At 58.7% G+C, this 12,695-nt stretch carries 10 protein-coding genes and 1 tRNA gene; 3 read left to right on the top strand and 8 right to left on the bottom strand.

The window, feature by feature from the left end:
- Window positions 1–3: 3 nt before the first annotated feature.
- The 8 genes from ACTG1P_RS05275 to tadA form a co-directional block, all read right to left on the bottom strand.
- Entirely contained in the window at window positions 4–906 is a 903-nt protein-coding gene (locus ACTG1P_RS05275) for a homocysteine S-methyltransferase family protein (RefSeq protein ID WP_440000677.1), read from the bottom strand.
- A 292-nt stretch (window positions 907–1,198) separates the two neighbouring features.
- Complete coding sequence (locus ACTG1P_RS05280) at window positions 1,199–1,741, bottom strand: hypothetical protein (protein ID WP_440000678.1); 543 nt, start codon at window positions 1,739–1,741, stop codon at window positions 1,199–1,201.
- Between the two features lie 25 nt (window positions 1,742–1,766).
- Window positions 1,767–3,080, bottom strand: coding sequence for a hemolysin family protein (locus ACTG1P_RS05285; RefSeq protein ID WP_440000679.1), 1,314 nt, complete (start codon window positions 3,078–3,080; stop codon window positions 1,767–1,769).
- Window positions 3,081–3,270: 190 nt separating this feature from the next.
- On the bottom strand, window positions 3,271–3,981 hold the full coding sequence (gene phoU / locus ACTG1P_RS05290) for a phosphate signaling complex protein PhoU (protein WP_005334097.1): 711 nt from the start codon (window positions 3,979–3,981) through the stop codon (window positions 3,271–3,273).
- Window positions 3,982–4,066: 85 nt separating this feature from the next.
- Window positions 4,067–4,885, bottom strand: a complete 819-nt coding sequence (gene pstB, locus ACTG1P_RS05295) for a phosphate ABC transporter ATP-binding protein PstB (protein ID WP_005334102.1) — start codon at window positions 4,883–4,885, stop codon at window positions 4,067–4,069.
- Window positions 4,886–5,018: 133 nt separating this feature from the next.
- Window positions 5,019–6,668, bottom strand: coding sequence for a phosphate ABC transporter permease PstA (pstA, locus tag ACTG1P_RS05300; protein ID WP_440000680.1), 1,650 nt, complete (start codon window positions 6,666–6,668; stop codon window positions 5,019–5,021).
- A 32-nt stretch (window positions 6,669–6,700) separates the two neighbouring features.
- Complete coding sequence (locus ACTG1P_RS05305; RefSeq protein WP_440000681.1) at window positions 6,701–8,938, bottom strand: ABC transporter permease subunit; 2,238 nt, start codon at window positions 8,936–8,938, stop codon at window positions 6,701–6,703.
- Window positions 8,939–9,142: 204 nt separating this feature from the next.
- Window positions 9,143–9,700 carry a tRNA adenosine(34) deaminase TadA gene (gene tadA / locus ACTG1P_RS05310; protein ID WP_440000682.1) on the bottom strand — a complete coding sequence of 186 codons (558 nt, stop codon included), beginning with the start codon at window positions 9,698–9,700 and terminating at the stop codon, window positions 9,143–9,145.
- A 249-nt stretch (window positions 9,701–9,949) separates the two neighbouring features.
- Here tadA and ACTG1P_RS05315 point away from each other — a divergent pair.
- From ACTG1P_RS05315 to aceB, 3 genes are all read left to right on the top strand, one after another.
- Window positions 9,950–10,026: transfer RNA gene (locus tag ACTG1P_RS05315), tRNA-Pro, on the top strand.
- Between the two features lie 223 nt (window positions 10,027–10,249).
- Window positions 10,250–10,390, top strand: a complete 141-nt coding sequence (locus tag ACTG1P_RS05320; RefSeq protein WP_005334106.1) for a hypothetical protein — start codon at window positions 10,250–10,252, stop codon at window positions 10,388–10,390.
- 686 nt (window positions 10,391–11,076) lie between these two features.
- On the top strand, window positions 11,077–12,684 hold the full coding sequence (gene aceB, locus ACTG1P_RS05325) for a malate synthase A (RefSeq protein ID WP_440000683.1): 1,608 nt from the start codon (window positions 11,077–11,079) through the stop codon (window positions 12,682–12,684).
- The last annotated feature ends 11 nt before the right edge of the window (window positions 12,685–12,695 follow it).

The following is a 12,695-nucleotide window of genomic DNA, read 5'->3' on the forward strand; positions in this document are numbered from 1 at the left end:
TCCTTAGCGCAACCGGCTGCTCAGCGCCTGAATATGCTCGGGGCCGATGCCGCAGCAGCCGCCGATGAGGCTCGCGCCGGCCGCGCGCCAGCGCTCGGCCCAGCCGAGATAGTCCAGCGGCCCCAGATCGGCGCGGATCTCGTCCAGTCCGTCGTTGGCGGTGGCATCTTTGGGCTGCGGCGGGAAAGCGTTGGCATAGGCGCCGAGCCGGATGTCGCTGCGACCCTTTGCCTGCAACGCGGCACTTGCCACCTTGAGCGCCCCCTCGATCACCTCGGGCTGACAGCAGTTGAACAGGATGGCATCGACCCCGGCCGCCACCAGCGCGCTAACCGCATCGGCCACCCGCTCGCCGGAACGCAGTCGCGGCTCGTTGCCCGGCGCCTCATCTTCCAGCGTGAAGGAGACCCAGAACGGCTTGCCATCGTCAGGCAACAGCGCTTTCAGGGCCAGTGGCTCGGCAATCAGGCTCATAGTCTCGGCCAGCCAGATATCCACATAAGGGGATAGCGCCCGGATAAGCGGCGTCGCCAGCTCGCTCACCCGGTCCGCCTTGAACAGGTCGGCACGGTAGGAGCCAAACAGCGGTGGCAGAGAACCCGCCACCCGCACGGCGCCCTTCTGCGCGTCAGCCACCTCACGGGCCAGTTGACCAGCCAGCGCTGCCAGCCACTCCCCGTCGGCAAAGAAACGCTCATCGCCGATATGAAACGGCACCAGCGCATAGCTGTTGGTGGTGATGACCCTGGCTCCGCTCGCTACATAGGCCTGATGCACGTCACGCACCGTCTCTGGCGCCTCCATCAAGGCCAGCGCCGACCACTCTGGTTGACGAAACGGAGCCCCCCGCCGTGCCAGCTCGCGCCCCATGCCCCCATCCAGCACCCACAATTCCCTGGTTTCCATCTGTCGTGTCTCTTAGTTATGTGCGTTGTTTATTTGCGTATTTATCTGTTTGTTTTGTTGATCTGCGGTTTCGCATCGAATCGCTGCAGATCGTCCCGCTTCATACTGTGAAGCCTTTTATTATGCAGCCATAAAAACATATGGATGTTTAGATGGCCAAGGCAAGATAAAACAAAGTGCCACGGGCGGCAATCAGTATCAGCAGAAATCAGCGTGCAAACGGCGAGGCAAACGCAGAAATGCAAGAGGCCACCCGAAGGTGGCCTCATCACTATCTTGATCCGCTGGTAACTTAACGCCCGGCCAGCACTCGCTTGATCTGCTTGACCCAGTCGGAAACCCGACCCTGCTGCGGCAAGCCGCGCCAGATCTGCTCCCACTGGGCAGGGCTGAGCGGACGACCGAGACGACGCTGCACCCCCGCATAGAGGTAGTCATGGGCCGTGGTGGCCGCATGGCTGGAGGTGAGGAATTTGGAGACCGGATCGGTCAACCGCACATCCCGCATGCCGAGCAGCGGATAGTCATTGTGCACCGCTGCCAGCATGGTCTCGCGCATGGCGGACTCGATGTAGCCACGGGCAAACAGGGCGGTCACCGACTCCAGCGACCCCTGATCCGGGCCATGGTATTGCTCATCAAAGACCGGGCTCGGCTCGGCCATGCCGCTTTGCACCACCGCATCGGGATCCGGCTGCGGCACGACCACGGCAGGCTTGGGGGTTACCGGCTTGGCTGCCACTGTGGCTTTGCGCGGCGCACTCTGACTACAGGCACCCAGTGCCAGGGCGAGCGCGACACAGGCCAGCGCACGGGAATGAGACTGCATCTTCATGACTCTTATGTCGCTCCTTTTACGATTACTGAGCTGGCTTCTCGGCCACAGCCGGTTCGACCCGGGTAACCAGCAGCTGATCAATCTTGTAACTGTCGATATCCACCACTTCGAACTTGTAACCGGCGTATTTGACCGAGTCAGTGCGCTTGGGGATCTTGCGCAGCATATACATGATAAAGCCGGCGATGGTCTCGTAATTCTGGTTCTCGGGGAACTCTTCGATATCGAAGGCGCGCATCACGTCGGAGATGGGGGTGACCCCGTCCACCAGCCAGGAGTTTTCGTCGCGCTGGACGATCTGCTCTTCCACCACGTGGGTAGCCCACTCGCCCATGACGGTGCTCATCAGGTCGTTCATGGTGACAATCCCCACCACCAGCGCGTACTCGTTCATCACCACGGCAAAGTCGCCACGATGATTCTTGAAGTACTCCATCGCCTCATAGAGGTTCAGGGTATCGGGGATAATGATGACGTTCTGCACCAGGTTGCCACCGATCAGGTCGATGCTCTGGCCGCCGATAACGCGGATCAGCAACTCTTTGGCATCGACAAAGCCCTTGATGCTGTCGAGGTTGTGGTCACAGACCAGAAACTTGTTGTGGGGATGTTCGGCGATCTTGGCCTTGATGCTCTCTTCACTCTCTTGCAGGGTGAAGTAGATGAGGCTCTCGCGGGCCGTCATGGCAGAGGTGACACCAAGGGACTGCAACTCGAACACGTTCTCGATGAGCTGATGCTCCTCGCGCTGGATAACCCCCGCCTCGGCACCGGCATCCATCACCGCATAGATATCGTCGGAGGTGATCTCGTCGTTACGCACCGTGGAGACGCGCATCAGACGGAACAGGGAGTTGGCCAATCCGTTGAAGACCCACACCAGCGGCATCAGCACGGTGACGAAGAAGAGCATGGGGCGCACCACCACCACGGCAATCTGCTCGGGCATGGTCATGGCCAGACGCTTGGGCATCAGGTCGGCGATCAGGATAAACATGCCGGTGACGAACACGAAGGAGGCACCGGAGCTGATCTCGCCAAGCCAGGGGCCCTGGTAGAACTGGGAGACAATCCCCTTGATGGCGGGGTTGAGGGCAGACTCACCCAGGATACCGCCCAGAATGGCGACGGTATTGAGGCCAATCTGCACCACGGTGAAAAAGTTGCCCGGCTGGGCCTGCAGGGCCAGCACCTTTTCGGCCTGGCGATTACCTTCATCCGCCATCACCTGCAATTTGATTTTGCGAGACGCGGCGAGAGAGATCTCGGAGAGGGAGAAGAACACACTGCCGCCAACCAGCAGCATTAAAAAGAACAAACTATCGGCAAAACTCATGATTAACCTATTGTTACACCCGCCTTAGCACAAGACGGCAAACTGGGCCCGGGAGACCGGACCGTGAGCCCATCCGGGACTCACACAGGGGGAGTATTCTATCAGAAAACAGCCAGTTGGGGGCTTTATCTTACTCCGACCAGTTATGCAACAAAAAAGGCGCTTCACGCGCCTTTTTATTCACTTCCGGTTAGCCCTTGCCCAGCAAGGTGCCCAGATCGTCCGCCTTGGTGTGGCGCACATCCTTGCCTTTCACGTAGTAGACGATGTACTCGCAGATGTGCTGGCAGCGATCGCCGACCCGCTCGATGGCTCGCGCCGCCCACAGGACGTTGAGGACCTGGGGGATGGTGCGGGGATCTTCCATCATATAGGTCATCAGCTCGCGGATGATGGACTCGTACTCCCGGTCTACCTTGTCATCTTCCTTGTAGACCGCCAGCGCCGCATCCAGATCCATGCGGGCGAAGGCGTCGAGCACATCGTGCAGCATCTTGATGGTACGACGGCCCATGTTCTCCAGCGACACCAGCGGCGGCTGCGGCTTGTTGGCGTTGTCGGTCAGCATGCGGGCGATCTTGTCGGCCACGTCGCCAATGCGCTCCAGATCGGTGATGGTCTTGATGATGGCCATCACCAGTCGCAGGTCGGAGGCAGTCGGCTGACGCTTGGCGATGATGCGGGTGCACTCCTCGTCGATCGCCACTTCCATCGCGTTGACCTTGTGGTCGTTGGCCACGATCTTGCGCGCCGCATCGAGATCCTGATCGTGGATCGCCGCGATGGCGTCGGTGAGTTGCTGCTCCACCAGACCGCCCATCACCAGCACCTGGTTGCGCACGCTCTCTAGCTCGGCATTGAACTGACCGGAGATGTGTTTATTGAGGTTCATATTGTCCATACAAATAATCCTTGATTGCTCCGATTATGCCTTAGCCGTTGAACCGACTGCCAATCTGTTTGCTGAGATTCATCCTCTCCTCTCCTTAGCCGTAACGACCGGTAATGTAATCTTCGGTCTTTTTCTTGGCCGGGGTGGTGAAAATGGTATTGGTATCCGAGTACTCGATAAGCTCGCCCATATACATGAAGGCAGTCTGATCCGACACGCGCGCAGCCTGTTGCATGTTGTGGGTCACGATCACCACGGTGAACTGGCTCTTGAGCTCGTTGATCAGCTCCTCGATGGTGAGGGTGGAGATGGGGTCGAGCGCCGAGGTCGGTTCATCGAGCAGCAACACTTCCGGCTCGATGGCGATGGCACGGGCAATCACCAGACGCTGCTGCTGACCACCGGAGAGACCGAAGGCGTTGTCGTGCAGACGATCCTTCACCTCGTCCCACAGGGCCGCACCACGCAGGGAGCGCTCGGCCGCTTCATCCAGAGTGCGACGATCGTTGATCCCCTGCAGGCGCAGACCATAGACCACGTTCTCGTAGATGGACTTGGGGAACGGGTTCGGGCGCTGGAACACCATGCCCACCTGACGGCGCAGGGCGGAAACATCGACGCTCTTGTCATAGATGTTGTGGCCGTGTAGTTGGATTTCCCCCTCGATGCGGCAGATCTCCACCAGATCGTTCATCCGGTTGATGCAGCGCAGCAGGGTCGATTTGCCACAGCCTGACGGGCCGATAAAGGCGGTCACCTGCCCTTTAGGGATCTTCATGTTGACGTTGAACAGCGCCTGCTTGCTGCCGTAGTACAGGTTGAGATCCTTCACCTCCAGCGCGGTCTGCTCCGGGGTCAGGTTGAGCAGGTCCAGCGCGGTGTGCTGGGTAGACGTGGTCGTTACGTTGATCATCTGTTACCTCAAAATCTATCTGGAGTGGCCGGACAGCTGCCAGCGCCCCTCACGTATTGGTGCAGAGAGATGGCGGCTCGCGCTCGGCCGCCCCTCTGTTATCTCACTCTTGTATCACTCAAGCGGCGCCGGATTAATGCTCCAGCGACCGGAATTTTTCGCGCAAGTGGTTACGAATACCGATAGCGGTCAGGTTCAGACCCACGATCACCGTCACCAGCAGGAAGGAGGTGGCGTAGACCAACGGGCGGGCCGCCTCGACGTTGGGGCTCTGGAAGCCGACGTCATAGATGTGGAAGCCCAGGTGCATGAACTTGCGCTCCACATGCAGATACGGGAAGTTGCCATCCATCGGCAGGGTCGGTGCCAGTTTTACCACCCCCACCAGCATCAGCGGCGCCACTTCACCGGCTGCACGGGCAATCGCCAGAATAAGGCCGGTCATGATGGCCGGGCTCGCCATCGGCAGCACAATGCGCCACAGGGTCTCGGCCTGGGTCGCGCCCAGTGCCAGCGAGCCCTGACGGATGGAGCTCGGGATCCGCGCCAGCCCCTCTTCGGTGGAGACAATCACCACCGGCAGGGTCAGGATGGCCAGGGTCAGCGCCGACCAAATCACGCCGGGTGAACCAAAGGTCGGGCTCGGCAGAGCTTCCGGGTAGAACAGCTGATCCAGCGAGCCACCGAGCGTGTAGACGAAGAAGCCCAGACCAAACACGCCGTAAACGATGGAGGGCACGCCCGCCAGGTTGATCACCGCAATGCGGATGATCTTGGTCAGACTGTTCTTGCCAGCATATTCGTGCAGGTAGACCGCCGCTACCACCCCCAGCGGGGTCACGATGATCGCCATCAGGAACACCATGAACACAGTACCGAAGATGGCCGGGAACACCCCGCCCTCGGTGTTGGCTTCACGGGGATCGTCAGAGACGAACTTGCCGATCTGGTGGAACCAGTGACCCACCTTGGCCAGCAGGCTCATGTCGTTGGGCCATACCACATCCAGTACCTTGGACATCGGCATGGTCACCAGCTCGCCACGCATATCCTTGACGGTGATGGCGTCGCGATCGGCCTGACTGCGCAGTGAGAAGAGCTCTTTTTCCAGCACCTGATAACGATCGTTGAGAGCTTGACGCTCGCTGGCCAGTTCGGCTTTGAGCTGCTCGGTCAGCTTGTCATCCAGCTCGGCCTTGCGCTCTTTCAGGCGCAGCCGCTCCAGTTGATAGTTGATGCTGCCGATGTCCCCTTTTTGCAGATCGTTGGCCTGTTCTGAAAGGGCATTGGCTCGCGCCAGCACCCGCTGCAAGGCAGGATGCAGATCCGAGGTGAGCTCGCGGCCATCCTCTTTCACCCCGACGATATAGCCATAGAAGTTGCCGTTGGTGGCACGCTCAACCATGGCCAGCTCGGCCGGCTGGCTCTGGGACTTGATGTCCGTCTCCAGCACCCAGCGAAAATCGAGGTCAACAAACTCGCGGTTGCCGGTCTTGACCAGATAGCGGGTCAGCAGCTCGCGCTCTTCCCCTTCCAGCGCCAGACCTGCGGCGCGCAGTCGCTCCACCGGAACCTGCTCGCGATCGTTGATTTCGCCGATCAGTACGCTCTTGTTGCCGCTGGCGTCTTCCAGCTGCCACTCATAGATAGGGTGCGGCCAGAAGTAGACCAGACCACGCCAGCCGATCAGCAGCAGCAGACCCAGTACCGCCACCAGACTCAGGCTGACGGCACCGCCGGTCATCCAGATCCAGGGGGCCCCTGATTTAAACCACTTACCCATTGTCGATTCCTTGTCCATTACAGAGTCGCCCCTTACATCGAGCTGTATTTTTCACGCAACCGCTGACGGACAAACTCGGCCAGGGTGTTGAACAAAAAGGTGAACACAAACAGGACGAAGGCCGCGAGGAACAGTACCCGATAGTGGGAGCTGCCCACTTCCGATTCCGGCATCTCCACCGCTATGTTGGCGGCGAGGGTGCGCAGCCCCTGGAACATCGAGAAGTCCATGATGGGGGTGTTGCCGGTCGCCATCAGCACGATCATGGTCTCGCCCACGGCGCGGCCAAGACCCATCATCACCGCCGAGAAGATGCCCGGGCTGGCCGTGAGGATCACCACCCGGCTCAGGGTCTGCCACGGGGTGGCCCCCAGCGCCAGCGAGCCCTGGGTCAGGTGCTTGGGCACCGAGAAGACCGCATCTTCAGCGATGGAGAAGATGGTGGGGATGACCGCGAAGCCCATGGCGATACCGACCACCAGCGAGTTGCGCTGGTCAAACTTGATGCCCATTTCGTGAGTCAGCCAGATGCGCGAATCGCCGTGCATAAAGGCATTCTCGATGAGCGGGCTCAGGGCGAAGGCCCCCCAGCCAATCAGCAGCAGCACCGGGATCAGCAGGATGGCGTGCCACCCTTCAGGCAGCCAGGACTTGCCGCGCTCCGGCAGATAGTTCCAGAGCAGTGCAGTCAGCAGCATCCCCATCGGCAGCAATACCAGCAGCAGGATCACCCCGGGCAACGCACCCTCGATGATGGGTGCCAGCCACAGACCCGCCAGGAAGCCCAGGATAACGGTCGGCAGCGCCGCCATGATCTCGACCGTCGGCTTGACGTATTTGCGCAGCCCCGCCGACATGAAGTAGGCGGTATAGATGGCACCGGCCACGCCGAGCGGCACAGCAAACACCATGGCGTAGAAAGAAGCTTTCAGCGTACCGAAGACCAGCGGCACCAAACTCAGCTTGGCTTCAAAGTCGTTGCTGGCGGAGGTGGATTGCCACACATACTGGGGCTCCGGATACCCTTCGTACCACACCTGTTGCCACAGGGCAGACCAGGTCACTTCGGGGTGTTCGTTCTCCACCGAGAAGAGCTTGAAGCTGTTCCCTTGCTGCATCAGCAACAGATTGTGACGGGGGGAGATGGCCAGGGCAGAGAGTTCGCCCCCTTCCACCGTCTCGGTCAGCAGCTTGGTCTCGCCGGTGGCGTGGAAGAAGCTGATGATGCCGTCCTTGTCGGCACTGATGAAGCCTTTGCGAAAGTGCTCGGGAGTCAGCAGATCCACCGCGCCATCGCCCTTGAAGTCACGAATTTGGGTGAACTGGCGCTTGCCATCCTTCGCCACTTCGAACCACTGGGAGATGACGCCGTTGTCATTGCCGACCAGCAACGAAGAGGCGCCGGAGAGCAGCTGAACCCGGGTCACGTTGGCGTTGGAGGCATTGATCTCCAGCACGTTGCGCAGGGAGATCTCGCTCAGGTTGTGAATGTCATAGACGGAGAGGCGATTGCCCTCGCGCACGAACAGGATCCGCAGATTGGGGGTCAGCAACATCTGATCCACATGGCGCGGCAGGGAGGGAATCGTGTAGTTTTCACTGCTCCACTCAATCTCGCCGGAGAGGAAGTTCTCCTCACCGCTCATCACCGTCATCACGCCACGGCCATCTTCGGTCACGGCGGCGGTCGCCATCTTGTCCTTGGTGGCTTCGAACACCATCAGCTGCAGCGCCTTCCCTTGCGGGTCGATCACCACCGGCTCTTCGCCGAAGGGATATTGCAGGCTGGGTTCAATCACCCGCACATCGTTGGGATAGGAGACCTTGAACGCTGGCTGGACCACCTGCGCCTTGCCATCGGCAAAACCGTAGGCGATCAGTCGCTGGCCCGGTGCCGGGGTCGCCACCGTGGTGATGTCACCAGCAACCTGGGCCTGGCCCAGTGACTGGCCGACCTTGATCTTGTCATCTCCCTGCACCGCAAAGAAGTTGACCTGCCCTTTATCGCTGAAGCGATAGCCGATCTCGTTCTGCTCTTCCACGCCGAGCCAGGCGGTCTTCCCTGCGGCGGGCAGGGTAAACGAGGCGGTCGGCTCCATGGAGGCGCCATTGAAGATGGGTTTCACCACATAGAGCAGATAAAAGAAGATAAGCAGCAGCGCCACCAGTACCAGGGCTCCGCCTGTGGTGACGCCATATTTGGCCAATTTATCCTTGATCCGGCGTTTTCTACTGCCCGCCATGACCAGGTTTAACGATTCCGATGACATGCAAGACCTCAATGTAAGCTAGGCTTCGCGGCATTATATGGCGGTTGCATGACAGTTTTGTTACATCGAGAGCGCTTTAACAGCGGTTGTTAGCGGAAAAATAGGCGGGGCTCCCTTCGAAGGCGGATGAGCGTAATACATTGTTTATAAAGGAATATTTATGCTGACAATCAGCAAGGGCAGCCTGCGCTGCCCCCGAATGATTCAGGAAAGGGTGTCGTTTGATTGTTGCAGCGCCAGTTTGGCTGCCTTTTTCTCGGCGCGGCGGCGCTTGAAGAAGGCCGACAACTGAGCCGAGCAGGCATCGGCCAGCACGCCGCCGGTCAGCTCGACTCTATGATTGTGGCGCGGGTCCTGCAAGATCTCGAACACCGACCCCGCGGCACCGGTCTTGAGATCTCGGGCGCCGTAAACCACCCGCTTGACCCGGCTATGGATCAGCGCACCGGCACACATACAGCAGGGCTCCAGCGTCACATAAAAAGTGGTGTCGAGCAGCCGGTAGTTCGCCAGCTGCTTGCCCGCCGCCCGGATTGCCATCACCTCGGCATGGGCACAGGCATCGTGTTCGCTGATGGATCGGTTCCACCCCTCGCCCACCACCTGACCATCCAGCACCAGTACGGCACCGACCGGGATCTCGCCAATCCCTTCGGCCCGGGCGGCCAATGCCATGGCATGGCGCATCCACTGTTCGTCCTGCTCGGTTTGACTCTGTGCCTGACTAGGTATTTCTGGGACCTCTGATGGTTTCACGCCCATCCCCTCTTTATATTGTTCAATTGTGCTGTTTACATTCCAGCTATCCATACCTGTCAGATGAATCCATAGATAGCAGGCATGATAGCTCGCAGTGACAGGGCGGCGATTATGCCAAATCTGCACGTCAGACCCAAGCCGCATCCCGACTGAGCAATAAAGAAGCAATCGGCATCTCTATGATAAAAAAGGAGTTGCACCCGTTTGGCCATGCTATTAGACTTCCTCCCCGTCAGCCGAGTCTGACTCCGTCGGTGTGTAGCGCAGCCAGGTAGCGCATCTGCATGGGGTGTAGAGGGTCGGAGGTTCGAATCCTCTCACACCGACCATTTTCCCCGAGAATATCCCAGTCAAACGACTGGGATATTTTTTTGCCTCCGATTTATCCTCCTGACGATGCCAGCCCATCAAGCACAAAAAACACTCAGAACCACTTGAATCTTTTTGCCGAACTCATTAAGATGCGCAACTTTCTGCCGGTAGACAACACAGGGAGGTGGAAACACGAGTGAAGGGATCACTGTCCGGCTTGCGTGCAACACAGGACCAGGCATGAACCAGAACACCGATTTCGCACCCGCCATTACGCTTTATTCCGTTCCTCACGACACCCCTTGCCACACCGAAAGCGAAAATGAACAGGTCATCCAGCTGGATGTGATCGATCTGGCCGAACCGGATGATGACTATTGAGCCCGGCCAGATGGCTGCTCATCACCAGCACATCGCCTGTTCAACGCTCTCCGTTTCAGGCCCTTGGCGAGAAATCTGCAAAAAACGACAAACTGCTAATTCTATCAAGGATGGCAGTATTATTGACTGATGCGTCTCCCCCTTTCCTCTCCAGCATCCCCCCCGACAATTGATACAAACCTACGTTATTGCGCTTCACTTTCCATCGTTGCAACCGCTGGTGCCAACAGAGCCTGCATCACCACACCAAGTTTAAAACGCACGTTCACCAACTAGGTCAGCAATAGCAAAACATTCATTGCCACATTCAAACGCAATTTATACAGCTGTTTTGGCAAAGCCTGGAGTTAGGTCGGGATTTGTTTTTGCATTTGTAATTTTATTACGTAATAAGTTACAAAATGAGGTGCAGGGTAACGGCCCAAATTAGCCGTTGTCCGATGGGAAAAAGCAGGAGCATAACCATCTGCGTAGAGCTTTTACACCAACCAAATAAAGCAATAAAAAACATCAACTTAACCATATCCAAAAAACAGGTGTTTAAAAAAAACTGTTGACGTACTCAACAATATTTCGCACCTTATCAATCGTGTTACCCCGTTGTTGCGGGAACGTTTCAGGAACAGGGATTCGACTTTAGTCGTAGTTAGTAAGTTCAAAATGTAATTCTCAAAGGAGTGAACCTTATGTCGGCACCGGCTCAGACCCACTGCAGCGCCCGCCTTCGCATCCAGGGCGAGATGCTACCCGAATACGCGCAAATTCTGACGCCGGACGCGGTGGCTCTGGTCTCCGAACTGGTGGAACGTTTTGCTCCCCAAAGAGGGGAATTGCTGAAACAACGTGTGGCACGCCAGGCCCGTATCGATGGCGGCGAGCTGCCGGACTTCCTGCCGGAAACCGCCCACATCCGTGAAGGTGACTGGACCATTCGCGGCATTCCTGCCGACCTGCAAGACCGCCGTGTGGAGATCACAGGCCCAGTCGAGCGCAAGATGGTAATCAACGCCCTCAACGCCAACGTCAAGGTGTTCATGGCGGACTTCGAGGACTCACTGGCCCCCGCCTGGAACAAGGTGATCGAGGGTCAAATCAACCTGCGCGATGCGGTCAACGGCACCATCTCTTACACCAGTCCAGAAGGAAAGGCCTACACCCTGACCCCCAATCCGGCGGTGCTCATCTGCCGGGTGCGTGGTCTGCACCTGCCGGAAAAACATGTCACCTTCGATGGCGAGCCCATTCCCGGCGGCCTGTTCGATTTTGCTCTCTACTTCCTGCACAACTATCAGGCGCTGCTGGCCAAAGGCTCCGGCCCCTACTTCTACGTGCCCAAGTTGCAGAGCCATCTGGAAGGGCGTTGGTGGAGCGAAGTGTTCGCCTGGACCGAGGACAAGTTCGGTCTGCCCCGCGGCACCATCAAGGCCACCGTGCTGATCGAAACCCTGCCGGCCGTATTCGAGATGGATGAGCTGCTCTATCAGATGAAGGATCACATCGTCGCCCTCAACTGCGGCCGCTGGGACTACATCTTCAGCTATATCAAAACCTTGAAGAACCATCCGGATCGGGTGCTGCCTGATCGTCAGGTGGTAACCATGGACAAGCCGTTCCTCTCCGCCTACTCGCGGCTGCTGATCAAGACCTGCCACAAGCGCGGAGCGCTGGCGATGGGCGGTATGGCTGCCTTTATTCCGGCCAAGGATGCGGCCGTCAACGATCAGGTCTTCGCCAAGGTCAAGGCCGACAAGGAGCGCGAAGCCAACAACGGTCACGACGGTACTTGGGTCGCCCACCCTGGCCTGGCTGATACCGCCATGGCGGTGTTCAACGCCACCATTGCGGTTGGTGCCAAGAACCAGATAGGCGTGCTGCGCGAGCAGGATGCCCCCATCACCGCCGCCGACCTGCTGGCCCCCTGTGAGGGCGAACGCACCGAGGCGGGGATGCGCACCAATATCCGGGTCGCCCTGCAATATCTGGAGGCCTGGATCAACGGCAACGGCTGCGTGCCCATCTACGGTCTGATGGAAGATGCCGCCACTGCCGAAATCTCCCGCACCTCCATCTGGCAGTGGATCCGCCACGGCAAGAGCCTGTCGAACGGCAAGGTGGTGACCAAGGAGCTGTTCCGCCAGATGCTGGCCGAGGAGCTGGAGGTGGTCAAAGCCGAGGTAGGCGCCGCGCGCTGGCAGGCAGGACGCTTTGCCGAGGCAAGCGAGCTGATGGAAGAGATCACCTGCGCCGACACCCTGATCGATTTTCTGACGCTGCCCGGTTACGAGCGGCTCTGAATCACGGGCCC

It is taken from the genome of Aeromonas sp. 11P, assembly GCF_051920165.1.
In the GTDB taxonomy this organism is placed as follows: Bacteria; Pseudomonadota; Gammaproteobacteria; order Enterobacterales; family Aeromonadaceae; genus Aeromonas; species Aeromonas veronii.

What these genes read in the sequence shown, in the direction of transcription:
- ACTG1P_RS05320 (WP_005334106.1), top strand. Translation starts at nt 10,250, where the DNA reads ATGAACCAGAACACCGATTTCGCACCCGCCATTACGCTTTATTCCGTT.
- pstA (WP_440000680.1), bottom strand. Translation starts at nt 6,668, where the DNA reads ATGGGTAAGTGGTTTAAATCAGGGGCCCCCTGGATCTGGATGACCGGC.
- ACTG1P_RS05280 (WP_440000678.1), bottom strand. Translation starts at nt 1,741, where the DNA reads ATGAAGATGCAGTCTCATTCCCGTGCGCTGGCCTGTGTCGCGCTCGCC.
- ACTG1P_RS05275 (WP_440000677.1), bottom strand. Translation starts at nt 906, where the DNA reads ATGGAAACCAGGGAATTGTGGGTGCTGGATGGGGGCATGGGGCGCGAG.
- tadA (WP_440000682.1), bottom strand. Translation starts at nt 9,700, where the DNA reads ATGGGCGTGAAACCATCAGAGGTCCCAGAAATACCTAGTCAGGCACAG.
- ACTG1P_RS05285 (WP_440000679.1), bottom strand. Translation starts at nt 3,080, where the DNA reads ATGAGTTTTGCCGATAGTTTGTTCTTTTTAATGCTGCTGGTTGGCGGC.
- pstB (WP_005334102.1), bottom strand. Translation starts at nt 4,885, where the DNA reads ATGATCAACGTAACGACCACGTCTACCCAGCACACCGCGCTGGACCTG.
- ACTG1P_RS05305 (WP_440000681.1), bottom strand. Translation starts at nt 8,938, where the DNA reads ATGTCATCGGAATCGTTAAACCTGGTCATGGCGGGCAGTAGAAAACGC.
- aceB (WP_440000683.1), top strand. Translation starts at nt 11,077, where the DNA reads ATGTCGGCACCGGCTCAGACCCACTGCAGCGCCCGCCTTCGCATCCAG.
- phoU (WP_005334097.1), bottom strand. Translation starts at nt 3,981, where the DNA reads ATGGACAATATGAACCTCAATAAACACATCTCCGGTCAGTTCAATGCC.